At 64.8% G+C, this 26,154-nt stretch carries 26 protein-coding genes; 12 read left to right on the top strand and 14 right to left on the bottom strand.

Annotation, left to right across the window (positions count from 1 at the left end; translation table 11 throughout):
• Nucleotides 1-5: 5 nt before the first annotated feature.
• The 5 genes from D1012_RS04770 to D1012_RS04750 form a co-directional block, all read right to left on the bottom strand.
• Entirely contained in the window at nt 6-617 is a 612-nt protein-coding gene (locus D1012_RS04770) for a hypothetical protein (protein WP_118150208.1), read from the bottom strand.
• Nucleotides 618-628: 11 nt separating this feature from the next.
• Nucleotides 629-763 (bottom strand): aa3-type cytochrome c oxidase subunit IV, encoded by a 135-nt coding sequence (locus D1012_RS04765; RefSeq protein ID WP_118150207.1) that lies wholly within the window; start codon nt 761-763, stop codon nt 629-631.
• Between the two features lie 110 nt (nt 764-873).
• Nucleotides 874-1,275, bottom strand: a complete 402-nt coding sequence (locus D1012_RS04760) for a DUF6173 family protein (RefSeq protein ID WP_233517017.1) — start codon at nt 1,273-1,275, stop codon at nt 874-876.
• A 3-nt stretch (nt 1,276-1,278) separates the two neighbouring features.
• Nucleotides 1,279-2,343, bottom strand: a complete 1,065-nt coding sequence (locus tag D1012_RS04755) for an MBL fold metallo-hydrolase (protein ID WP_118150206.1) — start codon at nt 2,341-2,343, stop codon at nt 1,279-1,281.
• Nucleotides 2,340-4,052: an acyl-CoA dehydrogenase gene (locus D1012_RS04750; RefSeq protein ID WP_118150205.1), complete on the bottom strand. Its 1,713-nt coding sequence runs from the start codon at nt 4,050-4,052 to the stop codon at nt 2,340-2,342. Before D1012_RS04750 ends, D1012_RS04755 begins: the two co-directional genes overlap by 4 nt.
• 149 nt (nt 4,053-4,201) lie before the next feature.
• Between D1012_RS04750 and D1012_RS04745 the strand changes: the two genes are divergently transcribed.
• The gene (locus tag D1012_RS04745) at nt 4,202-5,158 is read left to right on the top strand and encodes an L-threonylcarbamoyladenylate synthase (protein WP_118150204.1); all 957 of its coding nucleotides are present in this window, start codon (nt 4,202-4,204) and stop codon (nt 5,156-5,158) included.
• Here the strand turns inward: D1012_RS04745 and D1012_RS04740 are convergent.
• Both D1012_RS04740 and greA read right to left on the bottom strand, forming a co-directional pair.
• Nucleotides 5,155-6,162 (bottom strand): hypothetical protein, encoded by a 1,008-nt coding sequence (locus tag D1012_RS04740; RefSeq protein ID WP_118150203.1) that lies wholly within the window; start codon nt 6,160-6,162, stop codon nt 5,155-5,157. The genes D1012_RS04745 and D1012_RS04740 overlap by 4 nt on opposite strands.
• Nucleotides 6,163-6,187: 25 nt before the next feature.
• Nucleotides 6,188-6,658: a transcription elongation factor GreA gene (greA, locus tag D1012_RS04735; RefSeq protein ID WP_118150202.1), complete on the bottom strand. Its 471-nt coding sequence runs from the start codon at nt 6,656-6,658 to the stop codon at nt 6,188-6,190.
• 300 nt (nt 6,659-6,958) lie between these two features.
• Between greA and D1012_RS04730 the strand changes: the two genes are divergently transcribed.
• The 4 genes from D1012_RS04730 (at nt 6,959) to D1012_RS04715 (ending at nt 11,716) form a co-directional block, all read left to right on the top strand.
• Nucleotides 6,959-8,608 (top strand): electron transfer flavoprotein-ubiquinone oxidoreductase, encoded by a 1,650-nt coding sequence (locus D1012_RS04730; protein ID WP_118150201.1) that lies wholly within the window; start codon nt 6,959-6,961, stop codon nt 8,606-8,608.
• A gap of 38 nt (nt 8,609-8,646) precedes the next feature.
• Nucleotides 8,647-9,045: a hypothetical protein gene (locus D1012_RS04725; RefSeq protein WP_158569207.1), complete on the top strand. Its 399-nt coding sequence runs from the start codon at nt 8,647-8,649 to the stop codon at nt 9,043-9,045.
• A gap of 96 nt (nt 9,046-9,141) precedes the next feature.
• Nucleotides 9,142-10,887: a tetratricopeptide repeat protein gene (locus D1012_RS04720; RefSeq protein WP_118150199.1), complete on the top strand. Its 1,746-nt coding sequence runs from the start codon at nt 9,142-9,144 to the stop codon at nt 10,885-10,887.
• The gene (locus tag D1012_RS04715) at nt 10,877-11,716 is read left to right on the top strand and encodes a 4-(cytidine 5'-diphospho)-2-C-methyl-D-erythritol kinase (RefSeq protein ID WP_118150198.1); all 840 of its coding nucleotides are present in this window, start codon (nt 10,877-10,879) and stop codon (nt 11,714-11,716) included. The genes D1012_RS04720 and D1012_RS04715 overlap by 11 nt, the downstream gene beginning before the upstream one ends.
• On the opposite strand, the gene D1012_RS04710 is transcribed toward D1012_RS04715, so the two are convergent.
• Nucleotides 11,709-12,725 (bottom strand): polyprenyl synthetase family protein, encoded by a 1,017-nt coding sequence (locus D1012_RS04710; RefSeq protein ID WP_435530901.1) that lies wholly within the window; start codon nt 12,723-12,725, stop codon nt 11,709-11,711. The genes D1012_RS04715 and D1012_RS04710 overlap by 8 nt on opposite strands.
• A gap of 54 nt (nt 12,726-12,779) precedes the next feature.
• On the opposite strand from D1012_RS04710, the gene D1012_RS04705 reads away from it, so the two are divergent.
• From D1012_RS04705 to D1012_RS04695, 3 genes are all read left to right on the top strand, one after another.
• The gene (locus tag D1012_RS04705) at nt 12,780-12,995 is read left to right on the top strand and encodes a putative signal transducing protein (protein WP_118150197.1); all 216 of its coding nucleotides are present in this window, start codon (nt 12,780-12,782) and stop codon (nt 12,993-12,995) included.
• A 14-nt stretch (nt 12,996-13,009) separates the two neighbouring features.
• Nucleotides 13,010-13,765 carry a tRNA1(Val) (adenine(37)-N6)-methyltransferase gene (locus D1012_RS04700; RefSeq protein WP_118150196.1) on the top strand — a complete coding sequence of 252 codons (756 nt, stop codon included), beginning with the start codon at nt 13,010-13,012 and terminating at the stop codon, nt 13,763-13,765.
• A 100-nt stretch (nt 13,766-13,865) separates the two neighbouring features.
• On the top strand, nt 13,866-14,033 hold the full coding sequence (locus D1012_RS04695) for a YdcH family protein (protein ID WP_118150195.1): 168 nt from the start codon (nt 13,866-13,868) through the stop codon (nt 14,031-14,033).
• Nucleotides 14,034-14,035: 2 nt separating this feature from the next.
• Here the strand turns inward: D1012_RS04695 and yddG are convergent, their stop codons facing one another.
• A complete protein-coding gene (gene yddG / locus D1012_RS04690; protein WP_118150558.1) occupies nt 14,036-14,908 on the bottom strand; it encodes an aromatic amino acid exporter YddG in 873 nt (290 codons plus the stop codon).
• A 186-nt stretch (nt 14,909-15,094) separates the two neighbouring features.
• On the opposite strand from yddG, the gene D1012_RS22600 reads away from it, so the two are divergent.
• Entirely contained in the window at nt 15,095-15,238 is a 144-nt protein-coding gene (locus D1012_RS22600) for an RSP_7527 family protein (protein ID WP_158569205.1), read from the top strand.
• Between the two features lie 66 nt (nt 15,239-15,304).
• Here the strand turns inward: D1012_RS22600 and D1012_RS04685 are convergent, their stop codons facing one another.
• The 3 genes from D1012_RS04685 to D1012_RS04675 all read right to left on the bottom strand — a co-directional run bounded on the left by D1012_RS04685 (nt 15,305) and on the right by D1012_RS04675 (nt 18,272).
• Nucleotides 15,305-16,030 (bottom strand): beta-ketoacyl-ACP reductase, encoded by a 726-nt coding sequence (locus D1012_RS04685; protein WP_118150194.1) that lies wholly within the window; start codon nt 16,028-16,030, stop codon nt 15,305-15,307.
• 104 nt (nt 16,031-16,134) lie between these two features.
• On the bottom strand, nt 16,135-17,307 hold the full coding sequence (locus tag D1012_RS04680) for an acetyl-CoA C-acetyltransferase (protein WP_118150193.1): 1,173 nt from the start codon (nt 17,305-17,307) through the stop codon (nt 16,135-16,137).
• Nucleotides 17,308-17,435: 128 nt separating this feature from the next.
• A complete protein-coding gene (locus tag D1012_RS04675) occupies nt 17,436-18,272 on the bottom strand; it encodes an EAL domain-containing protein (protein ID WP_118150192.1) in 837 nt (278 codons plus the stop codon).
• A 122-nt stretch (nt 18,273-18,394) separates the two neighbouring features.
• On the opposite strand from D1012_RS04675, the gene D1012_RS04670 reads away from it, so the two are divergent.
• Complete coding sequence (locus D1012_RS04670) at nt 18,395-18,967, top strand: DNA-3-methyladenine glycosylase I (RefSeq protein WP_118150557.1); 573 nt, start codon at nt 18,395-18,397, stop codon at nt 18,965-18,967.
• Nucleotides 18,968-19,091: 124 nt separating this feature from the next.
• Nucleotides 19,092-20,138: a tRNA 2-selenouridine(34) synthase MnmH gene (gene mnmH, locus D1012_RS04665; protein WP_118150556.1), complete on the top strand. Its 1,047-nt coding sequence runs from the start codon at nt 19,092-19,094 to the stop codon at nt 20,136-20,138.
• Nucleotides 20,139-20,206: 68 nt separating this feature from the next.
• On the opposite strand, the gene selD is transcribed toward mnmH, so the two are convergent.
• Nucleotides 20,207-22,414, bottom strand: a complete 2,208-nt coding sequence (gene selD / locus D1012_RS04660; RefSeq protein WP_118150191.1) for a selenide, water dikinase SelD — start codon at nt 22,412-22,414, stop codon at nt 20,207-20,209.
• Between the two features lie 160 nt (nt 22,415-22,574).
• Here selD and rpoN point away from each other — a divergent pair, with 160 nt between their 5' ends.
• Nucleotides 22,575-23,825: an RNA polymerase factor sigma-54 gene (gene rpoN, locus D1012_RS04655; protein ID WP_118150190.1), complete on the top strand. Its 1,251-nt coding sequence runs from the start codon at nt 22,575-22,577 to the stop codon at nt 23,823-23,825.
• Here the strand turns inward: rpoN and rnr are convergent.
• A complete protein-coding gene (gene rnr / locus D1012_RS04650) occupies nt 23,822-26,071 on the bottom strand; it encodes a ribonuclease R (protein WP_118150189.1) in 2,250 nt (749 codons plus the stop codon). The genes rpoN and rnr overlap by 4 nt on opposite strands.
• Nucleotides 26,072-26,154 lie beyond the last annotated feature (83 nt).

Here is a 26,154-nt window from a genome sequence, read left to right as displayed (position 1 = left end):
GCCGGTTACTGAACACGCGGATCAGTGGTCTGCACCAGCAACACGCCATGGTTGTCGTCAGCATCCGAGTCGGTGATCTTGCGACTGGTCACGCCGGGCAGCTTGGCAAACGCCTCCATATACTTGGCAGGATACCAGGTGGAGGGCAGCGACTCAAAGCCCGGAACCTCGCTGAGGATGGCCGAGATCGATTTGGCGCATTGTGCCTTTGGCACCGCGCCATAGGCCTTGGCGCGCTGCGCCACCAGTTCCGCCACGCCGGGAGAAACGAGGATGGTCTGCTCAACCACGTCGAATGTCTCGCGTGCGTGGTAGTCGATGTAGAATGTCAGCATTTTCGGTGTCATGCCGTAATGCACATCATTCCGCTCCGGCAGATTCGGATGATACCAGGTGCCGGCGGGATCGAACATGATACGTTCGCTCGCGTTGATCAGCAGCCCCGAATGGGCGCCCGACCCGTCACGCGTGGACAGCACCGTAAACAGCGTGATCGAGGGCGGACCGTTGTGCACATAGCGCGCCTGCGCCACCGCCTCGTCCGTGGCCCATTTGGGCTCTGCCCCGCAGGCAGCAAGGGTCAGCATCGCCAAAAGGGCGAAGAGCAGGCGAACCATATTCAGGCCTTTCAGGCGTTGGCCAGAGCCATGAAAATCAGGATGGCAATGCTGATGCCCGCACCCCATGTCACCATGCGGATAAAGCCGGCAAAGGTTTTTTCCTGAGCAGAGATATCCATGCTGCCATGTTTGTGTTCGGCCATGTCGCAACGTCCTTTGATTGATCTTTTCCTGCTGATAAACGATTCACCGCGCCCTGTCACGGGGTCGGATACGAGGCATACAGGTCTGTGACCTGTATGCCTGCCGCCTGTCAGACCGAGGCATCACTCGACTCGCCGCCCCGCCAGCCGGTCGGCAGGTGAAAGCCGATGCGGCGTGGTGGCTCTGCTACGCGGCGTTTCGGTACTGCCCGCAGGATAACGTTAAGCTGGCTGACATGTTGAATCAGCTGGGTTTTCTGCCCGTCTTCGTCAATGCCGTAAAACGTCACGATATCAGGGTCATAAAATCCCAGCCCCTCGATCTGCAGAATGCCCGCGTCGGAACCGGTAAAGCCAAGGGCCACCTCGTGCGCGTTGTCGAGCTGTGCCTCGAAGTTGCGCAGGTAAAGGATGACACGCTCATAGGCCCATTCGGCCTCAGACTTGGGTTTGGACGCTGTGGCGGGCAGCGTTTCAGCGCGTGCCGGTTTTGCCGGTTTCCGTTTTGCCATTCGTCACACCCTTTGCCACAGCCACGCGCCATCCGGTGAAAGGTCGCGCGAAACCCGGCCCTGATGCAAGAGGTGGTTCAGATGCGCCACCGCCTCGACCAGCGCCATGCCATAAGCCGGGCCGGTGATATCACGCTTGAACAGCGGCACAAAGCAATCGGCGGCGGTCCGGGGCGGCGCCAGATGGGCAAGCAGGCGGTCAAGCGCGCCGAGGTGATTGTCGATCATCTGCGTCAGCCGCAACGGCAGGCCGGTAAAGGGCAATTTGTGGCCGGGCAGCACCAGCTGGCTCTGGCGGGCCAAAGGCTGAAAACGGCGGCAGCTGTCCAGCCAGTCGGTCAGCGGGTCAGCGTCAGGCTCGGTCGGGTAGACGCCGATATTGGCCGAGATGCCGGGCAACAGCTGATCGCCGCCCAGAATCAGATCGCCCGACCAGAAGGTGGCATGATCTGGCGCGTGACCCGAGCCGAACCGGATGGTCCAGTCGCGCCCCGCCATGCGAATGGTGCCGCCATCGGCAAGTGGGGCAAAGCCCAGCGGCATCGGGGCGACCACATCGCAAAAGTTGAACGGGCGCCCGGTCGCCCGCTCGGCCAGCATGGCAGGGGGCATCCCGGCGCGCTGGGAAAAGAGCTGCGCCTCAGGCGTGGGGAGGGGCTGTTCATCCAGCACCAGCATCCGGGCGTAGAGCCAGGCGGTGCGGGGCATCAACAGGGTCGCGCCCTGCTCCTGAAACCACCCGGCAAGGCCGACATGATCGGGGTGGTGATGGGTGACGATGACGCGGCGCACCGGGCGGCCCGCCAGCGGGCCATCAAGCAGCCTTTGCCAGATCGCGCGGCTGCGCTTGCTGGCCATGCCGGTGTCGATCAGGGTCCAGCCGTCGCTGTCCTCCAGCGCGTAGACGTTGACGTGATCCAGCGTCATCGGCAGCGGCAGGCGCATCCACAGGATGCCGGGGGCGACGGTTATGGCTTCGCCTTCGGCGGGGGCGTCGGGGAACGGGTGGCGGATGCCCCATGCGCTGTCGGCTGTCAGACTGTCGGCTGTGAAGGTGTCAGTGGTCATGCGGCGAAGTCTTCGGTGGTCAGCGCATAGAGATCGGCAGCACCCTCGCGGCTTTGTGCCAGCAGACCATGGTGTTCGGGCAGCAGCCGTTTGATCGCCACCCGCGCCAAGGCCGAGCGCGGGCCGCTCCCGCCTTCGGCCACCGCCGCCCGGAGGTGGAAGTGCCCGCCCAGCACCAGCGCAAAGGCGCGCAGATAGGGCACGGCCCCGGCAAAACGGTCGTTCAGCTCTTGCGTCAGCAGCGCCTCAGTCGCTTCACGCAAAGTTTCGCAGGCCTGCCAGACCTCTTCCGCCAGATCAGGCAAATGGGCGCGGGCAGATTGCGCGCCCATCTCGATCTCACGGATCAGGCGGAAAGCAGCTTCACCGTTATCGGCCATCTTGCGGGCCACAAGGTCCATCGCCTGAATGCCGTTGGTGCCCTCATAAATCGGCGTGATGCGGGCGTCGCGCAGGAACTGGGCCGCCCCGGTTTCCTCGATAAAGCCCATGCCGCCGTGAATCTGCACCCCCTCGGACGCGACCGCGACGCCGACATCGGTGCCGTAGGCCTTGGCGATCGGGGTCAGGAATGCGGCGCGGGCCTCCCAGTCGGCCTGCCCGGTGGCATGGCCCATGTCGATGGCCACGGCGCAGGACAGCGAGATGGCGCGGGCCGAAAACACCTGCGCCTTCATCGTCGCCAGCATCCGGCGCACATCGGCATGGGCGATGATCGTGGGGGTCGCGGGGTCAGGGGTGCGGCCCTGCTGGCGGGTCATTGCATAGTCAAACGCCTGCTGAAACGCGGCTTCGGCCACGCCGACACCCTGCAGGCCGACTCCAAGACGGGCGTTGTTCATCATGGTGAACATCGCCGCCATCCCCTTGTGCGCCGCCCCCACCAGCCAGCCCGTTGCGCCATCAAACTGCATCACGCAGGTCGGGCTGCCGTGGATGCCCAGCTTATGCTCCAGACTGACCACATGCAGGCTGTTGCGCGGGCCGGGGTTGCCTGCATCATCGGGCAGGAATTTCGGCACCAGAAACAGGCTGATCCCAGCCGTGCCGGGGGCTGCACCGGGCAGACGGGCCAGCACGAGGTGAATGGTATTGGCCTGAAAATCGCTGTCACCCCAGGTGATATAGATCTTCTGCCCGCTGATCGCATAGCTGCCGTCACCGTTCGGCTCGGCCTTGGTGCGCAGCGCCCCCACATCAGACCCGGCCTGTGGCTCGGTCAGGTTCATTGTGCCGTTCCATTCGCCCGAGATCAGTTTCGGCAGATAGGTGGCTTTCAGATCGTCGCTGGCGTGATGCTCCAGCGCTTCGATCTGGCCCTGGGTCAGCAGGGGGTTCAGTTGCAGCGACAGGCAGGCCCCGGAAAACATGTCATTCACCGCACTCGCCAGTGTCAGCGGCAGGCCCATGCCGCCGTGCTCTGCCCCCGCGGTGATCGCGACCCAGCCGCCCCCGGCAATCGCGCGGTACGCCTCGGCAAAGCCGGGCGAGGTGCGCACAACGCCGTTTTCCAGCCGCGCCGGCACCTTGTCGCCCGCGCGGTTGACCGGGGCCAGCACTTCGGCCGCCAGACGGCCCGCCTCGGTCAGCACGGCATCGACCGTTTCCGGCGTGGCTTCGGCAAAGCGGTCGGTGGCCGTGACCTGAGCAAAGCCGACCACGTGATCCAGCAGAAAACGCAGGTCGGTTAGGGGGGCGCGGTAGGGCATCGGAACCTCGGGTCTGGGCGGGCCGGTCTTAGCAAAGGAGGCTGACTTTGGCAAAGGCAGCGGGCTTGGCAAAGGCGGCGGCCGGGCGTATGGGCGTTGCACACAGGTTAGCCATGGGGGCCAACCTCTCAAGCCCTACGCTGCGTCACATGACATTTGAAACGCAAGACCTGATGCCCACGGATGCGGGGCTGACCCGCGCCGCCGCGATCCTGCGGGCGGGCGGTCTGGTGGCGATGCCGACCGAAACCGTCTATGGGCTGGCGGGGGATGCGCGCAACGGCGTGGCGATGGCGCGGATCTTTGCAGCCAAGGCGCGGCCCACATTCAACCCGCTGATTGCGCATGTGACCGGGGTGGAGATGGCCGAAACGTTGGCCATTTTTGACGACCGGTCGCGGGCCGTGGCGGCGGCGTTCTGGCCCGGCGCGCTGACGCTGGTACTGCCGCTACGGGCGGATGCCGGGCTGTCGCCGCTGGTGACGGCGGGATTGGAAACGGTCGCGATCCGCTGCCCGGCGCATCCGGTGGCGCAAGCGCTGTTGCGGGCGTTTGGCGGGCCGCTGGCTGCGCCCTCGGCCAACCCGTCGGGGCGGGTGTCGCCCACACGGGCCGACCATGTGCGGCAGGGATTGGGCGGGCGGATCGACGCGGTGCTGGATGGCGGGCCCTGCGCGGTGGGGATCGAGTCGACGATTCTGGGGCTGGACGGTGCGCCCACGCTGCTGCGCCCCGGCGGGGTGCCGGTCGAGGCGCTGGAGGCGATGCTGGGGCCGGTCGGGGTGGGTGGCGACGCACACAAACCGAATGCGCCGGGGCAATTGGCCAGCCATTACGCGCCCGAGGCTGGCGTCCGGCTGGGTGTGACCGCGCCAGATGAGGGGGAGGTCTGGGTCGGCTTTGGCACTGACAGCAAGGGTGCGGCGCTGTCGCTGTCACCCGGCGGCGATCTGGTGGAGGCGGCGGCGGCGCTGTTCCAGACCCTGCGCGACGCGGATGCGATGGCCGGCCCGGGCGGGCGCATTGCCTTTGCGCCGGTGCCTGAGACCGGCCTTGGCCGCGCGATCAATGACCGGCTGCGGCGGGCGGCGGCGCCCCGCCCTTAGTCGAATACGCCCATCACCCGGCCAAACAGCATGAAGGCGCGGGCGGTGCGGGTGTCTGCGAGATCGGAAATCTCGGCATCGGTCGCGTTTTTCTCAAACTGCTGGAACATCCGGTCAAAGGTGCGCAGGAAATGGTGGCCCGCGTCGCGGAACACCGGATCTTCGCGCATCCGGCCTGCGGTCAGCGCCAGCGACGAGCGGTCGCGCACCCCCCCGATGGCCGCGATGCCGCGCCCACGCTCACCCGATGCAAAGCGCCGCCACAGCTCTGGCCGGGCGCGGTCGGGGCGCAGGTCATCCATGTAGATGCCCTCTTGCGACATCAGCGTCAGCACGTCCTGTGCCGCGCGGATCAGCTTGGCCACATCGCGGTCTTCGAGCGCCAGACGCAGGGCGCGAAAGCCGTCGCGGTCGTCGGGGTTTTCAGGGAATTGCAGCGCGCGGATGAAATCGGCGACCGACAGCGGCGGGCGCATCGACTCGGCCGGGGTTCCAAGGGCAAGGCCGGGTTGCTCATCGGCAGGCTGCGGCGGTGGTGCCGGGATCAGCGCCGCCTTGCGGTCAGCCGAAGGCTGGGTCAGCACCGCATCGCGGCGCGAGGTAAAGGTGGCCAGCGCGGTTTCGGTCTGGCGCGCGATGTCGTCGAGCTTTTTCTCGACCGAGGGGCGCAGGCCCGCAGCGCCCGTCTGCTGGCTGTTGATATAGGCGTTGCGCATCGCGTCCACGCTGGTCTGCAACCGGGCCGCCTCGGCCCGCAGCACGCGGACCGAACGCAGCGTGGTCACCGCCGCCCAGATCAGCGCCAGCGGCAGGAACACCACCAGAAGCGTCATCACCAGCCCCAGCGTGCCGGTGCCTTCGGGCGCGTTCAGCACGTAAAAGACCACCGCCACCACCCAGACCACGGCCAGCGCTGCCGCGACGATTTCGGTCACAGCAAAGCGCGGCTCTGCGGTGCGGGCATAAATGCCAAGGTCGATGGTCTTGTCGTCACTGTCGGGCATGGTCGCCTCGTTCCGTTCCGGGGGATCAGACGTAACGAATGCTTAACACTTCATAGCTGCGATCACCGCCAGGAGTTTTCACCTCGACGCTGTCGCCTTCGTCCTTGCCGATCAGGGCACGGGCCAAGGGCGAGCGGATGTTCAGCAAACCGCGTTCGATATCAGCCTCGGTCTCACCGACGATCTGATACTTCTTTTCCTCGTCGGTGTCTTCATCGACCAGAACCACCGTGGCCCCGAACTTGATCGAGCCGGACAGTTTGGTCGGGTCAATCACCTCGGCCAGCGACAGGATGCCTTCGAGTTCCTTGATGCGGCCCTCGATGAACGACTGCTTTTCGCGGGCGGAATGATACTCGGCGTTTTCCGACAGATCGCCATGCTCGCGCGCCTCGGCAATGGCGCGGATCACCGCAGGGCGCTCCACCGATTTGAGGATTTTCAGCTCTTCGTCCAGAGCATCATACCCACCGCGGGTCATCGGAATCTTTTCCATCGTCATCTTCCACGAAAAGGGAGGCCACGGCCCCTGTCGGGGGCCATGGCCCGTCACTAACTGACTCTCACCCAAACGGATGGCGGGATGAATTGCAAGAGGCGATGGCGTGACGGAATGGCAGCTTGTCGCTCAGGGAACAGAAAAGCGCCAATGGGACGGTAATAAAATTACAGGAATGCTGCATTGCGGCACTGTGATGTTGCGTTACGGTTGACCCCAAGCCTGCCTTGGGGCAATGACGATGCCAGCAAAATCACCAGATCAGACACGGGCCCCGCCCGTCAGCGGAGACGACAGATGAGCCAGATTGTGCGCGAAAAGATGGAATATGACGTGGTGATCGTCGGCGCTGGCCCGGCGGGCCTGTCTGCCGCAATCCGGCTGAAGCAGCTGGATGCCGATCTGTCGGTCGTCGTTCTGGAAAAAGGCTCTGAGGTTGGCGCGCATATCCTGTCAGGCGCGGTGCTGGACCCGTCGGGCCTTGATGCGCTGCTGCCCGACTGGCGCAGCATGGGGGCACCGATCAAGACACTGGTGACAGAAGACAACTTTTACATGCTCGGGCCTGCGGGTCAGATCCGCATCCCGAACTTTCCGATGCCACCCCTGATGGGCAACCACGGCAATTACATCGTGTCGATGGGCAATGTCTGCCGCTGGATGGCGGGCGTGGCCGAGGGGCTGGGGGTAGAGATTTTCCCCGGCATGTCGTGCTCGGAGCTGGTGTTTGACGGCCCCCGCATCGCCGGTGTGGTCGCGGGCGAATTCGGCCGAGATCCGGCGACCGGGGAACCGGGGCCAAGCTATGAGCCGGGGATGGAGCTGCTGGGCAAATATGTGTTCCTGTCCGAAGGCGTGCGCGGGTCTTTGGCCAAACAGGTGATCGACCGCTATGAACTGGCCAAAGGCCATTGCCCGCAGAAATACGGTCTTGGCATGAAAGAGATCTGGGAGATCGACCCGGCCAAGCACCGTGAGGGTACGGTCACCCATACCATGGGCTGGCCGCTGGGCAGCAACGCAGGCGGCGGGTCATTCATCTATCATCTGGAAAACAATCAGGTCTATGTCGGGTTCGTGGTCCATTTGAACTACGAAAACCCGCATCTGTATCCGTACATGGAATTCCAGCGCTTCAAGCATCACCCGATGGTGGCCGAGCTTTTGGCGGGCGGAAAGCGCGTGGCCTATGGCGCACGGGCGATTTCCGAGGGTGGCTGGCAGTCGATGCCCAAGATGGTGGCGCCCGGCGTGGCGCTGCTGGGCTGCTCGGTCGGCATGGTCAACGTGCCGCGCATCAAGGGCAACCACAACGCCATGCTGTCGGGCAAGGCCGCGGCGGAGGCGGCCCATGCGGCGATCAAGGCCGGGCGTCAGGGGGATGAGCTGACGGCTTATGAGACGGAGGTGCGCGGCGGCGCAATCGGTGCCGACCTGAAAAAGGTGCGCAACGTCAAACCGCTGTGGTCAAAATTCGGGCTGGTCGCCAGCCTGATTGCGGGCGGTCTGGATATGTGGACCAACACCTTGGGCTTTTCGCTGTTCGGCACATTGAAGCACGGCAAGTCTGATGCGGCGGCCACCGGGCTGGCCAAGGATTTCGCGCCGATTGACTACCCCCGCCCCGATGGCAAGCTGTCCTTCGACCGGCTGACCAACGTGGCCTACAGCTTTACCAACCATGACGAAGCGCAACCGGCGCATCTGAAGCTGAAGGATCCGTCGATCCCCATCGCGGTCAACCTGCCGAAATATGCCGAACCGGCGCAACGCTATTGCCCCGCCGGGGTCTATGAGGTGGTTGCCGAAGACGGTAAGGAGCCGCGCTTTGTGATCAACTTTCAGAACTGCGTGCATTGCAAGACCTGCGACATCAAAGACCCCAGCCAGAACATCGTCTGGACCACGCCGCAGGGCGCGGGCGGGCCGAACTATCCGAATATGTAACGCGAGCCATGAACGGGCCGGGGCGCGAAGACATTGTGATGTTTATCGAGCGCCGGACAGGGCGACGGCTGACGGCTTTGCAACAGGCCGATGTGCTGGCGGCGCTGGATCTGGATGGCGACGCGGCGCAGGGCTTCATGGCGGCGTTTGCGGCCGAGTTCGCGGTGGACCTGACCGGCTATGAGCCACGGTTCCATCATCGCGACGAGGGGCGGGCGGTGCGCCCCGGCTGGCCGATTGCCCCGCCGCATCTGTTTGGCGTGCGCCTGCCGGTCTCGGTCAGTACCATGACGCAGGCGGCGCAGACCGGGCGCTGGCCGGTGATTTATCCTGTCCTGACCGCTGCGCGGTCGCGGCAATGGCTGAATGCACCGCTGATCCTGATCGGGCTGCCGGTTCTGGCGGCGGTGGTGATTGCCTTGGTGCGGATGTTCTGACATTTGCGCGATCATCGCCGCAGACTGCCCCCCGCCATTGCCAGTGGCGCAGGCGGGGGCTAGCTTTGCACTGTCTTTCATATGAAAAGTGCCCCAATGACCCACGCCCTGCCGCCCCGCCTGACTGCCCTTTTGCTGGCGGCCCTGATCTCCGCACAACCGGGCATTCTGCCCGCACAGACTGATCCGGTGCCAGAGGCGGCCATAAGTGCGGAACCCGGTGATGCGGGGGCCTATCTGGCAGCGCGGTCGGCAGCATCGCAGAGCGATTTCCGCGAGGGCGCGCGCTGGTTTGCCAGGGCACTGGAAAGCGATCCCGACAATCTGGGGCTGCTGGAGGGCGCAGTTCTGTCGTTCATCGGGGTCGGCGATTTCGGGAGCGCCGCCACGGCTGCAACCCGCATGACCGCGCTGGAGGGCCGCAGCATCGGGGCCAGCATCGCGCTTTTGGTCAGCGATGTGCAGGCCGAAGATTATGATGCGATCCTTTCCCTCCCCGACACCCGCAAGATCGGCAATCTGCTGGATGATCTGGTGCAGGCCTGGGCCGAGTTCGGCAAGGGCCGGATGTCAGAGGCGGTGGCGGCCTTTGACGCGATTGCCGATACCGACGGGCTGAAGGCCTTTGGCCTGTATCACAAGGCGCTGGCTTTGGCTGCGGTCGGGGATTTCGAGGGGGCCGACGAGATTCTGTCGGGTCGGGCCGAGGGGCCACTGGTGGTGAACCGGCGGGGAATCATCGCCCATGTGCAGATCCTGAGCCAGCTGGAGCAGTTCGACGAGGCGCTGGCACTTCTGGAACGCAGCTTCGGCACCGAGCCAGAGCCGGAAATCATGGCGATGCGCAGCGCGCTGGAGGCAGACACTCCGCTGGCCTTTGACGTGGTGCAGACGGCCAAAGAAGGCATTGCCGAGGTGTTCTTTACCGTGGCCGTGGCTCTGAACGGTGAAGCCGAGGATGGCTATACCGTTCTCTATGCCCGTGCCGCACTTGACCTCAACCCCCGCCATGCCGAGGCGCTGCTTTTGTCGGCTGGCCTGCTGGAACAGTTGCGGCAGTTTGAGCTGGCGGGCGATACCTATGCGCTATTGCCAGCGGATCATCCGTCTTTCCATGCCGCCGAAATTGGCCGCAGTGCGACCCTGATCGCACTTGACCGGCAGGATGAGGCGTTGACCGCGCTCAAGGCGCTGACCGAGAGCCACGCGCAACTGCAGATCGTCCATATGGCCTACGGCGATACCTTGCGCCGGGCCGAGCGGTTTGAAGAGGCCGCTGCCGCTTATGATACCGCGCTGGCCTTGGTGGCCGAGCCATCCGAGCGGCATTGGGGCCTGTTCTACTCGCGTGCTGTGGCGCAGGAGCGTTCGGGCCAGTGGGACAAGGCCGAGGCCGATTTCCGCAAGGCGCTGGAACTGAACCCCGATCAGCCGCAGGTGCTGAATTATCTGGGTTACAGCTTTGTCGATCGGGGAGAAAATCTGGAAGAGGCGCTAGGCATGATTGAGCGTGCCGTCGCCGCGCGCCCGGATGCGGGCTATATCATCGACTCGCTGGCCTGGGCCTATTTCCGGCTGGGGCGGTACGCCGATGCCCTGCCGCAGATGGAGCGGGCCAGTGAGCTGGAGCCGGTCGATCCGGTGGTGACCGACCATCTGGGCGATGTCTATTGGGCAGTAGGCCGGCATCTGGAGGCGCGCTTTCAATGGCGGCGCGCCCTGTCGTTTGACCCAAAGGAAGAGGATGCGGTGCGCATCCGCCGCAAGCTGGAGATCGGGCTGGATGCGGTGCTGGCCGAAGAGGGCGCGCCGTCGCTGCAAGCGGTGGCGAATGGCAACTGATACGGTTGAAGACTTTGCACCGGCCAAGATCAACCTGAGCCTGCACGTCACCGGGCAAAGGGCCGATGGCTATCACCTGCTGGATTCTCTGGTGGTCTTTGCCGATGTCGGCGACCGGATCACCGTGCGTGCGGACGACCGGCTGAGCCTGCAAATCGCCGGACCGCAGGCGGCAGAGCTGCCTGTGCAGGATGACAACCTTGTGCTGCGCGCGGCGCGGGTGATGGGGATGACGGCGGCGATCACGCTGGACAAGCAGCTGCCCGTTGCCTCAGGGATCGGCGGCGGCTCGGCGGATGCGGCGGCGACCTTGCGGGCGCTGGCGCGGCTGGGGCAAAAGCCCCTGCCTGCCGACAGGGACGTGCTGGCGCTGGGGGCAGATGTGCCGGTGTGTCTGCACGGTCGCGCGGTGCGGATGCAGGGCGTGGGCGAGGTGCTGACCCCGGTGCCGCCCTTGCCAGAGGCGTGGCTGGTGCTGGTCAATCCGAGGGTGGCAGTCGCGACCCCCGAGGTGTTTCAGGGGATGACCTACAAGGCCAATGCGCCGATGCCAGAGGTGCCGCGCCTGCCCTCTGTCACCGCGCTTGCAGCGTTTCTGCATGCGATGCGCAATGACATGGAAGCGTCCGCGCTGGCGCTGGCCCCGGTGATCGGCGCGGTCAGACTGGCGCTGCGGGCGCAACCGGGCTGCCTGCTGGCGCGGATGTCGGGATCTGGGGCAACCTGTTTCGGGGTGTTCGGCGACGGCCCGACCGCCCGGACCGCCGCGCGTGAGATCACGGCGGCCTATCCCGGCTGGTGGGTCGCCCCGGCGCGGATGCTCAGCTGATCCGCTCGACCACGTAATCCGCCAGATCGGCCAGCATGTCGCGCAACTCATGCGCCGGCAGGTGATCCAGAGCCGTGCGGGCCTTTGCCGCCCACATCAGCGCATCCTGACGCGCGGCCTCCATCGTGCCATGGCCCGCCATAATGGCGCGGGCACGGTCCAGATCGCCGTCGCGCTGGTCGCCTTTTTCGATCACCCGCTCCCAGAACGCGCGCTCTTCGGCTGTGGCCACGGCCACCGCCTTGATCACCGGCAGCGTCAGCTTGCGCTCACGGAAATCGTCGCCGGTGTTCTTGCCGATCACCGCATCGGTGCCGCCATAATCGAGCAGGTCATCGACGATCTGGAACGCGATGCCTAGCGCATCGCCGTACTCATACAGCGCCTTTACCTGTTCCGCAGACGCCCCCGCGATCACGCCGCCCACCTCGGTCGCGGCGGAAAACAGCGCCGCCGTCTTGCCGCGCACCACCTTGAGATAGACTGACTCATCGGTGCGCAGATCCTGCGCGGCGGTCAGTTGCAGCACCTCCCCCTCGGCAATCACCGCCGAGGCGTTGGACAGGATCGCCAGCACGCGCATATTGCCGGTTTCGGTCATCAGCTGAAAGCTGCGGGCGAACAGGTAGTCGCCCACCAGCACGCTGGATTTGTTGTCCCACAACAGGTTGGCCGTCGGCCGCCCGCGCCGCTGGCTGCTTTCATCGACCACATCATCGTGCAACAGGGTCGCGGTGTGGATGAACTCCACCGTTGCCGCCAGATGCACATGGAACGGCCCGTCATAGCCACAAAGCCGCGCAGCGGCGAGCGTCAGCAGCGGGCGCAGACGCTTGCCCCCGGCCTCGATCAGATGCGCCGTCACCTCGGGGATACGCGGCGCGTGTTCGCTGGCCATGCGGTCGCGGATCAGCAGATTGACAGCTGCCATATCGCCTGCCAACCATGCAGACAGCCGTTCCTGCGGCTTTTGCGCGGCTTGCTCTGCTGCCATGTGATCCAAACTCATCCCCTGTAAGCTCCACTCTCGCCTTTTCACGGAAAAGACCATAAATCTGGGCCGATGAAAGAGCTATTGCGCACAACAGACATCACGGTGATCGCCTATGCACAGGCCCTGCTTCAGGGCGAGGGTATAGCGACCTTTGAAATGGACGTCCACATGAGCATCCTTGATGGCAGCCTTGGCATATTGCCGCGCCGGTTGATGGTGCGGGATCAGGATCTGTTCATGGCCCGCATTGTCATGCGCGACAATGAAATCGACCTTGGCCAATAGGATTGTGACCCCCGATGTTTGCCGATGCCGATCTGACCGATGACAAGTTCCTGTGCGGCAAGCTGAACCTGTTGCAGCCGGTCCGGGGGTATCGGGCTGCGACCGATCCGGTCCTGCTCGCCGCCGCCTGCCCGGCGCAGGTGGGGGAGCGGGTGCTGGATATCGGTTGCGGTGCCGGGGCGGCCAGCCTGTGTCTGGGCGCGCGGGTGCCCGGCGCGCAGCTCTGGGGGCTGGAGGTGCAGCCCGGCTATGCCGAGCTGGCCCGGCGCAACGCCGCGCGCAACGGCATCGCGATGCAGGTACATGACGGCGATCTGGCGCAGATGCCCGCAGCCCTGCGCATCGACTTTGACCATGTGATCATGAACCCGCCCTATTACCCGCCCGAGGGCACCCGGTCGCCGGTGCCGGAGCGCGCGCGGGCGATGCAGGTCGATCTGCCGTTGGGTGACTGGGTGCAGGCCGGCGCACGCAGACTGGCCCCCGGCGGCTGGCTGACGCTGATCTGCGGCACCGACGGGCTGCCTGCGGTGCTGGCGGGAATGGCAAAACTGGGGTCGACCGCCGTATTGCCGCTGGCCCCGCGTGAGGGCCGCAGAGCGTTGCGCATCATCGTGCAGGCGCGCAAGGGCGGGCGCGGGGCGTTCCGTTTGCTGGCTCCGTTTGTGATTCATGCCGGGCTGACCCATAACGGCGACCGGGAGAGCTACACGCCAGAGGCGAGCGATGTCCTGCGCAATGGCAGCGACCTTTTGGCGCGCTTTCGCTGAATTTGCTGTAATCCGCGTGATCGGACTGTCGATTTTGGGCGACACGACTCAGCTCTTGTGATGCAATCGTCATGTTAGAACCGACCATAGGAGGGTTAATATGACCGTTGCTTCGCACCTGCAGGAATTGCGCCGCAAGCATGAGCACCTCTCGGAACAGGTGGAGCGTGAGCAGCGCAGCCCGGCAACGGATGCACTGAAGATCGCCGACATGAAGAAACAGAAAATGAAGCTGAAGGAAGAGATCACCCGCCTTATGCAGGCGTGACGTCAGCGTGACTTTGCCCCGGTAGCGCTTGCGCGCGCTGCCAGGGCTGCGCCCCCGGCGATCAGCAGAGCAGCCGCCCCGATAACCGGGGTGGCAGGTGTGATCCCAGCAGCGATCAACGCCAGCGTCGACAGCAAAGGCGCAGCATAAGAGGCGACACCCAGAAGCTGGATGTCGCCTCTTTTCATCCCGATGTCCCAGGTGAAAAACGCAAGCCCCACCGGGCCAAGCCCCAGCGCCAGCACGGCCAGCCAACCCAGCGTGTTTTCTGGCCACACCGTGTCTTCCAGCGCCAGATGCGCCACCAATGACAGCGCGGCGGTGGCCAGACAGAACACGGTGACGCTTTCGGTCGGCACCTTGCCCAGACGGCGCGACAGCACCGAATATGCCGCCCAAGTGACCGCGCAGCCAAAGCCCAGAACGAGACCGGGGGCCGACGCACCGCCAAGGTCGACCCCGCCCCGCAGCACGATGAGCGCCGCCCCGGCAAAGGCCACCAGCGCGCCGATGATATGCAGCGCCCGCAATCTCTCGCCCGGCAACAAGCCAGAGAACAGCACGATGAACAGCGGCCACAAATAAGCGATCAAGCCGGTTTCGGCGGTCGGCGCGATGCGAAAGGCGGTGAAATACAAAAAATGATAGCCAAACAGGCCCAGCGTGCCAAAGGCATAGACCGTCCACGACACGGTGCGCAGCACAGCAAAGCCGCGCCGCGCGGTCCAGATCAGCCCGATTCCGCCGCCGATGCCAAAGCAAAGCGCGTTGAGCAGAAACGGCGGCACCGGGGCCGATCCGATGGTGAACAGCGCCAGCAGCGCCCACATCAGAACGGCGGAAAACCCGATGGTGGTGGCCCTGCCTTGCGTCACGATATTGCCCTCTCCCGGCCCCTGTGCAGCCACGGACCAAACGCGAGCCACGCGCCAAGGTCAAGCCCGCGCTTGCACCTCACGGGCAGCGGGCTTGCGCAAAACGCATGGGTTCTGCACTTGCAAACTGCTGACCTGACTGGCATTTTCAAAGGCAGGGAGGACATATCCATAAAGGAATGTCCGATGTTCGAACCGACAGTCAAACTCGATCACGACGCCATCATGCGCGAGGCGCGTGTGCTGCGGGCAAAAGCCCTTACAGATCTGGCGCGAAGCATTGCCAGCTTTTTCCGCCGCAAGCCGTTCGGCAATGCCGCCAAAGCGTGACTGACCAAAGCCTGACAGAACAGGGCCGCCCCAACCGGGACGGCCCTTTGCTTTTTGTCTGTGGTATCAGACGAAGTACTGACCGCCGTTCGCGCTGATGGTGGCACCGGTGATGAACCCTGCATCCTCGGCCGCGAGAAAGACGACGCAACGCGCGATTTCCTCGGGTTCGCCCAGACGGCCCACCGGAATTTGCGGAATGATGCGTTCATTCAGCACTTTTTCATCAATCGCGCGCACCATTTCCGTACCGATATAGCCGGGGCAGATCGCATTCACGGTGATGCCCGCCCGTGCGCCCTCTTGTGCCAATGCCTTGGTGAACCCCAGATCGCCCGATTTGGCGGCGGAATAGTTCGCCTGCCCCGCCTGCCCCTTTTGCCCATTGATGGAACTGATGTTGATCACCCGGCCAAATTTGCGGTCACGCATGCCAGACCACAGCGGATGGGTCATGTTGAACAGCCCGCTCAGGTTGGTGTCGATCACCTCTTTCCACTGCCCGGGGGTCATTTTGTGGAACATCGAGTCGCGGGTGATTCCCGCGTTGTTGACCAGCACATCGACGGGGCCAAGATCCGCCTCCACCTGCTTGATGCCAGCAGCGCAGGCATCATAATCAGCCACGGACCATTTATAGGTCGGGATTCCGGTTTCCTTGGTAAAGGCGTTTGCCGCCTCTTCATTGCCGGCGTAATTCGCGGCAACCGTATAGCCAGCGGCTTTCAGAGCTACGGAAATCGCCGCGCCAATCCCGCGCGACCCCCCCGTAACCAATGCAACACGAGCCATGGTATCCTCCCTATTCTGGCAATCCTTGAAATATAGCTATCGTTAAGACAATGGGCGCGCAAGATTATTGCGCGCCCATTGCGCAGTTATTGTCCTAATTTCTTTTAACGCTCCAGGCACATGGCGACACCCATGCCGCCTCCGATGCACAGGGTCGCCAGACCCTTTTTGGCATCGCGCCGTGTCATTTCATGCAGCAGCGTGTTCAGGATACGACAACCCGAAGCCCCGATCGGGTGGCCGATCGCAATGGCGCCACCGTTGACGTTCACGATCGACGGATCCCAGCCCATATCCTTGTTCACCGCACAGGCCTGTGCGGCAAAGGCTTCATTCGCCTCCACCAGATCCAGATCGCCAACCGACCAGCCTGCCTTGCCCAGCGCCTTGCGCGAGGCATGGATCGGGCCAACGCCCATGATCGACGGGTCAAGCCCGGCGGTCGCGTAAGAGGCGATGCGGGCGATGACGGTCAGCCCGCGTTTGGCGGCCTCTTCCTCGGTCATCAACAACACCGCAGCGGCACCATCGTTCAGACCAGACGCGTTGCCCGCAGTGACCGAACCATCCTTGGCAAAGGCCGGGCGGAGTTTGGCCATGCTGTCAAGCGTAGCGCCGTGGCGGATGTATTCATCCTGATCCACCACCGTGTCGCCTTTGCGGGTCTTCACGGTAAAGGCGATGATCTCATCCTTGAACTTGCCCGCCTTTTGCGCGGCTTCAGCCTTGTTCTGGCTGGCCAGAGCAAATTCGTCCTGCATGTCGCGCGAAATCTGCCACTGGTTGGCGACGTTTTCGGCGGTCTGGCCCATGTGATAGCCGTTGAACGCATCCCACAGCCCGTCGCGGATCATCGAATCGATAAAATTCAGATCGCCCATCTTCTGGCCGGCGCGCAGATGCGCAACATGGGGGGACAGCGACATGTTTTCCTGACCGCCCGCCACAACGATGCGCGCATCCCCCAACTGGACATGCTGCGCGCCCAACGCCACAGCCCGTAGGCCCGAGCCGCAGACCTGATTGAGCGACCAGGCACTGGCCTCTTTCGCCAGACCGGCCTTGATATGCGCCTGACGCGCGGGGTTCTGGCCCTGACCTGCGGTCAGCACCTGACCAAGAATGGTCTCTTCAACTTCGGCCTTGTCGATCCCGGCACGGTCCACCACTGCCGCGATCACGGCGGCTCCCAGATCATGGGCAGGCGTGTTGGCGAAGGCGCCATTGAAGCTGCCAACTGCGGTCCGTCCCGCGGCAACGATTACGACATTGGTCATATGATCTCTCTCCCTTGGCCAAGGCAGCGGAGGGCCTTTCCTCCACCTTCTCTTTTGACCTAAGCCGCCATGCTGCAAAGCGCAAGATTCTTGCGCTGCAGATGCGACCCTGCGTCAACAAAGCCGGGTCAGGCCGTGCGGTTCAGGAAAATGTCAGCCCAAACCGGCGTCACGGAGGGCGTGCCAAACAGATAGCCTTGCTGGCAATCCACCCCCAGCGCCTGAAGATATTGGGCATCGGCCAGCGTTTCGACAGATTCAGCAACACAGAGCATATCGAACTGCCGGGCAATCGCCAGCAAAGCCGCGGTCACAACCTGATTGTCGGCGTCAGCATGAATGTTCCGGATGAACTCGCCATGAATTTTCAGAATATCGAAGGCAAAATCCTTGAAGTAGCGAATGGCAGTGAAGCCCGCGCCAAAATCATCCAGCGCAAAGGCAATTCCCTCGGACTGAAGCCCACTCATGAACGTTGACACGATTTCCGGCACCATCATGGCCGAACTTTCGGTGATCTCTAGGATCAGCCGCTCCCCCATACCGGGATGTTTGCGCAGAGCGTCGCGCAAGATTGCGGTCCATTTCGGATAACCGATTGAACGGGCAGACATATTGATCGACAGACGGATCTGGGGTTGCTGCGCCAGCGTCGCCAGTCCCATGGCCAGCGCAGCACAATCAATTTCGCGTCCGGTTTCATCCGTCTCTGCTGCAGCCATGAAATCCTGTGCCGGGATAGGCCGACCCGAAGGGTCCATCACCCGGATCAACCCTTCGTAAAAGGCAATTCGTGTAGTGTCGACCGAAAGGACCACGGGCTGATAGGCCAGACGCATCCGCCCCGTGCGCAGGGCATCCCGTACCATGGCGATGGTTTCACGATCATTTTCCGCAACGGCAAAGGCCAGCGGGCTGGCAATCGTGTGCGGTACATCCTGTAACAGGAGTGGCTTTTGGGTCATGTCGCGCCCTTTCGCTCAACACTGTCTCACGATGACACCAGAAGGGTAAAGCTTGCGTAAAGTTTCGTATTTTGTTCCAATTGTCATGATCACGGGCAAACGGGTAACGGACAATGGACAACATGGCATCTTTGCGCTGTGGCTGGTGCGGGACAGAACAGATTTACATGGACTATCATGACCATGAATGGGGCAGGCCCGAGCGGGACGGGCGTGCCTTGTGGGAAAAGCTGATCCTCGATGGCTTTCAGGCCGGGTTAAGCTGGATCACGATCCTGAAAAAGCGTGACAGTTTTCGCGCGGCATTCAAAGGATTCCGCCCCGAAATCATCGCCCATTGGGGCGAGGAAGACATCACCCGCCTGTTGGCAGATCCCGGCATCGTGCGGCACAGGGGCAAGATCGCGGGCACCATCCGCTCTGCGCAAGCCTGGCTGCGGATCGAGCAGCGCGAGGGGTTTTCAAATTTCATCTGGGCTTTTCAGGATGGAAAAGTACAGCAGAACCAATGGCAAAGCCTTTCCCAAGTGCCCGCCCAGACCCCGGTTTCACAGGCGATGTCAAAAGCGCTGAAGGCCGAGGGCTTCACCTTTTGCGGGCCGACCATCGTTTATGCCTTCATGCAGGCGACGGGCATGGTCAATGACCATCTGGTGACCTGCCCCTGCCATCCGCGCGTGGCGGCGCTGGCCTGAGCGCTCGACCGGCACTGGGCTCAGGCCCGGATGAAGCGCCGGGGTCACGCTGCGGCCAACCTTCACCCCGGCCTTGCACCCCGCCGAGATCCCGCCCATGCTGCGGCCGGAAACGGGGCGCATGATGGCCGTAGAACTGACCTCACTGGCCGATGTGCTGGCCCTGCGTTTTGATGACATCATCGACGTGCGGGCCCCGGCAGAGTTTGCCGATGACCACCTGCCGGGCGCGATCTCTTTGCCGGTGCTGGATGATGCCGAACGCGCCCGCGTCGGCACGATCTACAAACAGGTCTCGCCGTTTGACGCGCGCAAGCTTGGCGCGGCGCTGGTGGCGAAAAACGCCGCAGGGCATCTCATGGGGCCATTGGCGAACAAACCCGGCGGGTGGCAGCCGCTGGTCTATTGCTGGCGCGGCGGGCAACGCTCGGGCTCCTTCGCCACCATCCTGTCACAGATCGGCTGGCGGGTGCAGTTGATCAGCGGCGGCTACAAAAGCTGGCGCAGGCTGGTGGTGGCCGCGTTGCAGGATCATCCGTTTCCCTGCCCGGTGACCGTGCTCGACGGCAATACCGGCAGCGCCAAGACCGACCTGCTGGCGCATCTGCCGGCCATGGGGGTGCAGGTGATCGACCTCGAAGGTCTGGCCTGCCATCGCGGCTCGTTGTTCGGGGCCACAGGCCCGCAACCCTCGCAGCGCAGTTTTGAGGGGCAGCTGGCGCTGGCCATCGCCCGGCTGGACCCGGCCCGCCCGGTGGTGATCGAGGCGGAAAGCTCAAAGATTGGCAGCCTGAGCCTGCCCGCCACCCTCTGGCGCGCCATGGCGCAGGCTCCGCGCATCGCGATAACCGCCCCGCTGGAGGCGCGTGCCCGCTACCTGACCGAAGCCTATGCCGACATTGCCGCTGATACCGCGCGGCTGACGGCAGTTCTGAACCAGCTGAAACCCTCGCATCCCGCAAATCTGATCGCCGAGTGGCAGTCGCTGGCTGACAGCGGCCAATTCACCGCGCTAGCCGCCGATCTGATGCAGCACCATTATGACCCGCGCTACGCCAAACACCGCTCCCGCAGCACGCAAAGCGTGACCGAGCTGCAGACAGCAAGCCTTGACCCCGAGAGCCTGCCCGCGCTGGCCCGCCGCATTGCCGACGCGGTCCACCAGCCCTGACTCCTGCCGGATTGCTGCTTGCCAAATACTCCCGCGCGGAGCGCATCCGTCGCCAGCCCAGCGCACTGTCAGTCCAAGACAATGCGCCCCGGCCCGGCCGTCACCGTACCGATCCGCACCGCCAGTTCACCCGCAGCCGCCATCTCTGCCAGCACGGTCTCCACCTCAGCCGCAGGCACGCAGGCCAGCAGGCCGCCACAGGTCTGCGGGTCGAACAGCAGATCAACCCTTGGCCCCGCCCCGCCCTCCACCTGCCAGCCCACCGCTGCGCGGTTGGACGGCGCGAGGGTGGAGGCGACACCCTGCGCCGCCAGCCCCTCGGCCCCCGGCAACAGCGGCAACGCGGCGAGTGACAGCTCCGCCCCAAGGCCAGACGGCTCCAGCATCTCCCACAGATGGCCCGCCAGACCAAAGCCGGTCACATCAGTCATCGCATGGGCCCGCGCCCTCAGGAGGACCGCCGCAGGGGCCAAAGGCCGCTCCATACTGGCGATGCAGGCGGCCCAGATCTCGCCCATCATCAGCCCGCCCGTCCGCTCCAGCCTTGGCTGCACCAGCGCCATTTCCGCCGCCAGTACCACGCCGCTGCCCAAAGGCTTTGTCAGTACAATCGCATCCCCCGGCTGCGCCCCGCGTTTCAGCCGCGCCGGTCCGGTCAGCAGCCCGGTCACGGTAAAACCGATCGTCAGCTCATCGCCGACCGAGGAATGCCCGCCCACCACATCGGCCCCGGCGGCGCGGAACACCGCACTTGCGGCCTGCATCACCTCGGCCAGCATATCGGCCTGCAAGGCATCTGACAGGCGCGGAAGGGTGATCTGCGCCAGCGCCGCCTGCGGGTCCGCGCCCATCGCCCAGATGTCGCCCAGCGCATGCACCGCCGCCAGCCGCGCCATCAGCGCCGGGTCGTGGCAAAAGCTGCGCAGATGGTCGGTGGTGATCACCTGCTGCTGCCCGCCGATGCGCAGCAGCGCCGCATCATCGCCCGGCCCTGACAGCACATCGGCCCGCTGCGGCGCAGCTAAACCGCCCAGCGCGGCGCGCAAAGCGCCCGCCCCCACCTTGGCCCCGCAGCCGCCGCACATCGGCTTGTCACCGATGGCCTCGGCCAGCCCGCTGGCATGCGGCTGCGGCAACGCCGGCCGGGGCATCGCCGGATAGGTGGCGAACTTTGCCATGAACTTCGCATCGATCCGGTCTTTCAGCCCCCACAACCAGCCCCCGCCCGAGCGCAGGCCGAACTTGTCGGCCACCGCCACCTTGCCGCCGACCGAGACCAGTTTCAGGTAATCGCGCTGCGGATGATAGCGCCGCATCGCCCCGCCCGACACAGCCGCGCGCAGATTGTGCAGCAGGAACGGCGCCTCGCGCACCGCAAACACCCCGGCCTTGGGACACGGCGCATGGCTCAGATGTGCGCAATCGCCTACCGCAAAGATCGCAGGATCAGAGCTTTGCAGCGTCGACCCCACATCGACAAAGCCATCGGTCAGCGTCAGCCCGGTCTGCGCCAGCCAGCTTTGCGGGCGCGCCCCCGCCACCGACAGCGTGAAATCCGAGGCCAGACGCTGCCCATCGGTCAGCAGCACCGCATCCGCCAGCACCTGCGCAGCGCTGACTCCCGTCAGCAGCTGCACGCCATGATCGTGCAGCGCCGCCAGCAGGGTGTTGCGCGTGCCCGCCGACACCCCCGGCAAGGCCTGCGCCCCGCGCTCCAGCAGCGTGATGCACGGGGCCTTGCCCGCCGTGCGCAGCCGGTGGGCCGAGGCCAGCGCCAGTTCCACACCGCCGACACCTGCGCCGGTGATGACCAGCTGCGGCGCGGGGCCACAGGTCTGAACAAAATCCTCCCACCGCGCGGCATAGGTGCCCAGCGGCTTGGCCGCGACCCCATGCGCGGCGTAGCCCGGCACGTCAGGCAGGTCCGATGCGATGCCGATGTCGATCGACGCCGCATCATAGCGTAGCCGCCGCCCCGAGATCAGCACCACCTGCCCCGCCGCCCGGTCGATCCCGCAAGCCCGGTCCAGCACCACCCGCGCCCCGGCAAAGCGCGCCAGCCGCACCAGATCAATCATCATCGCGTCGCGCGTGTAGTGCCCGGCAACAGCCCCCGGCAGCATGCCGGTATAGGGGGCGACCGGGCCGGGATTGATCACCGTGATCCGCGCCCCCGGCAGCGGGTCCATCCCCCACATCCGCAGCACCAGCGCATGGGCATGCCCGCCGCCGATCAGCACAATGTCACGGGTCAGGGGCAGCGGAGGCATCAACATCAACGGGATCACTTTTGTCAGGGCTCGCCCGACCCTATGCGTTCGCCCCGGCAACGGCGAGCGGAACCGGACCACTTTTGCGGATAATGCGGCATGGTGCCACCCTTCCCCGCGCAATGCCGCTTGCCTGAGGACAGGTCAACACCCTACCCTGCCCGCCATGAAAGTGCGCGCAAAAATGGGGGTCAGCCAGACCCAGCGGCTGCAGCTGAGCACCGGGCTGCATGCGGCGCTGCGTATGCTACGCGCCGATGCGGCGGGCCTGACCCACTTTCTGGAAGAACAGGCCGCCGAGACGCCTGCCCTGAGCCTGCACCCCGTGCTGCCGGCCGCAGGCGACTGGCTGCCGCGCTGGTCAGGGGTGTTGCCCCACAGCGGCCCGGACGAGGCGGCAAGCCTTGCCGCCCATGGTCCCAGCCTGATCGCGCATGTCATGTCCGCCATTCCCGGCCTTGTGCCCGCCCCGCGCGACCGCACCATCGCGCTGGCGCTGGCCGATGCGCTGGAACCCTCGGGCTGGCTCGGTCGCCCTGTCGCCGATATCGCCGCCGATCTGGGGGTCAGTCCTGATGCGGTGGACCGGGTGCTGATCCGCCTGCACCAGATCGACCCGCCCGGCCTGTTTGCCCGCAATCTGGCCGATTGCCTGCGCCTGCAGGCGATTGATGCCGAGGCGCTGGACCCGGTGCTGAGCGTGATGCTGGACCGGCTCGATCTTGTCGCCTCCGGTGACTGGGCCGCGCTGGCCCGTCTGACCGGCGCGCCCGAGGCCGAAGTCCACAACCGCTTTCGCCTGATCCGCAGCTTTAACCCCAAACCCGGCGCCAGCTTTGCCACCATCGCCAGCCCGCTCCGCGAACCTGATCTGATCGTGCGGCAGGGCGAAGGCGGCTGGCTGGTCACCCTCAACCATTCCTCCCTGCCAGCGCTGAGCGTCGATCCGGCCGCAGCGGGGGCCGCACGCGCGCGTGATATGGTCCGGCTGGTCGAAAGCCGCAACACCACCTTGCTGGCGGTGGCGCAGGCGATCCTGTCGCATCAGCGCACAGCGCTGGACCAGGGCCCGGCTGCCCTGCGCCCACTGACCATGCAGACGCTGGCGCAAAGCCTTGGTCTGCACAAATCGACCGTCAGCCGGGTGGTGGCGGGCGCTGCGGTTGACACCCCGCATGGCACGTGGTGGCTGCGGCGGATGTTCTCGCCGGACATGGGGGCCGATACCGCTGCCGCCGCGTTGCGCGCCCGGCTGGCCCGGCTGATCGCCGACGAAGAGACCACACAGCCGCTGTCAGACGAAGCGCTGGCACAGGCGCTGAGCGAGGACGGCGCGGCACTGGCGCGGCGCACCGTCGCCAAATACCGGGCCGAGCTGCGTATTCCCGCCGCCCACCGCCGCCGCCACAAACCCTAACGCCGTTTGCGCAGCACCTTGCGTTTCAGTTTGCTGTCCTTTGCCGCCGCCTGCCCCGGTTTGCGCGGGGCATAGCGGCCCCGGCGCTGCGCCGTCTTCGGCATCGTGCCGCCCTCGATCGTCAACAGGTCCAGCGTGATCCCCCCCGTGACCGGCGTGGCTTCGGCCAGACGCACCGTCACCCGTTGCCCGATGCCGATGGTCATGCCGGTATCGGCCCCGGTCAGGGTCTGGCTGTCCTGATCGTAGTGATAGAACTCGCGCCCGATGCTGCGGATCGGGATAAGCCCGTCGGCCCCGGTTTCATCCAGCTTGACGAACAGGCCAAAGCGCTGCACGCCGGAAATCCGCCCGGTGAACTCTGCCCCGACCCGGTCGGCGAGATAGGCCGCCAGATAGCGGTCGGTGGTGTCGCGCTCTGCCGCCATGCTGCGCCGCTCGCTGTCGGAAATCAGCTTTGCGGTTTCCTCCAGCACCTCGACATCCTGCGCCGACAGCCCGTCCTTGCCCCAGCCATGCCCGGCAATCAGCGCCCTATGCACGATCAGGTCGGAATACCGCCGGATCGGGCTGGTGAAATGCGCGTAATTCTTCAGCGCCAGACCGAAATGGCCGAAGTTCTGCGGAAAATAATACGCCTGCGTCATGCTGCGCAGCGTGCTGATGTTCAGCAATTCGTCAAACTCGGTCCCCTGCGCCGCCGCCAGCAGCGTGTTCAGATGCCGGGTCTGCAACACTTGCCCCTTGGCCAGCACAAAGCCCGAGGCCTCGGCCACCTCGCGCAGATTGTCCAGTTTCTCCGGCGTCGGCTCTTCATGCACCCGGAACAGCAGCGGCTTTTTCAGCCGCACCAGCTCTTCCGCCGCCGCGACATTGGCAAGGATCATGAACTCTTCGATCAGCCGGTGCGCGTCAAAACGCTCCTTGAACGACACCGCCTTGACCTCGCCGGTCTCCGACAGCTCGATCTTGCGCTCCGGCAGGTCCAGATCCAGCGGCTGGCGCAGGGCCCGCGCCAGTTTGGTCGCGGCATAGGCGGCGTAAAGCGGCTTCAACACCGGCTCCAGCAGCGGTCCGGTCACCTCGTCAGGGCTGCCATCCACCGCCGCCTGCACCTGCTCATAGCTCAGACTGGCAACCGACCGCATGATGCCGCGCACGAAACGGTGGCTGATCTTGGCCCCTTGCGCATCCAGCCGCATCCGCACCGCCAGACAGGCGCGGTCCACATGCTGATGCAGGGAACACAGATCGCCTGACAAAACGTCAGGCAGCATCGGCACAACCCGGTCGGGGAAATAGGTGGAGTTGCCGCGCTTCCTCGCCTCACGGTCCAGAGCCGAGCCGGGGCGCACGTAATAGGCCACATCGGCAATCGCCACCCAGACCACAAAGCCGCCCGGATTGCCCGGTTCCTTGTCATGCTCCGCATAAACAGCGTCATCGCGGTCGCGCGCATCGGCGGGGTCGATGGTCAAGAGCGGCAGATCGCGCAGATCATCGCGGCCCTCCAACGGTGCAGGCTCGGCCCGATCCGCCTCGGCAATCACCGCATCAGGAAACTGATCCGGGATCCCATGCTGATGGATCGCGATCAGCGACACCGCGCGCGGCCCGGACGGGTCGCCCAGCACCGCCGTCACCCGCGCCTGTGGCAGCCCCATATTGCGCCGCCCGACCGCTTCGCCCTCGACCAGCTCGCCATCCTTGGCGCCCAAAGTCATGTCGCGCCCGACGCGCCATTCCTTGTCCTGGCCCTTGTCGACGGGCACAATCCGCCCGCCTTCGGCATTGGCCCGGAACACGCCAAGCACGCGCAGCGGATTGGTGCCGATATGGCGGATCAGCCGCGCCTCGTATTGATATTCGCCCACATCCACCGGCGACAGCCGCGCCAGAATCCGGTCGCCCGCCGCCAGTGCCGGATCGCCCTTTTTCGCCACGAACAGCACGCGCGGGGCCTCACCCTCGCCACCCCATTCCATCGGCCTTGCAAAGACATCGCCCTGCGCATCCGGCCCGATGATCACCAGAATGGATACTGGGGGCAGGCTGTCAGGATCGCGATAGCTGCGGCCCTGCTTGGCCACATTCCCCTCATCCTCCAGCTCTTTCAGGATGCGCTTCAACTCGATCCGCGCCGCCCCCTTGATGCCAAAGGCGCGCGCAATATCACGCTTGGCCTGCAGGCCGGGGTTCTCGGTGATCCATTGCAGGATCTGCTCTTTGCTGGGCAACTGTTCCATGGCACCAGCCCTAACACGCCCCAGCCGCGCAAGAAAGCCACCAGCAATTGCTGCTTGCCAAATACTCCCGCGCGGCGCGCGTC

The organism is Pseudotabrizicola alkalilacus, assembly GCF_003443995.1.
Lineage (GTDB): Bacteria > Pseudomonadota > Alphaproteobacteria > Rhodobacterales > Rhodobacteraceae > Pseudotabrizicola > Pseudotabrizicola alkalilacus.
Note: the sequence above shows the minus strand (reverse complement) of the source record. Positions and strands in the feature narration are given on the sequence as shown.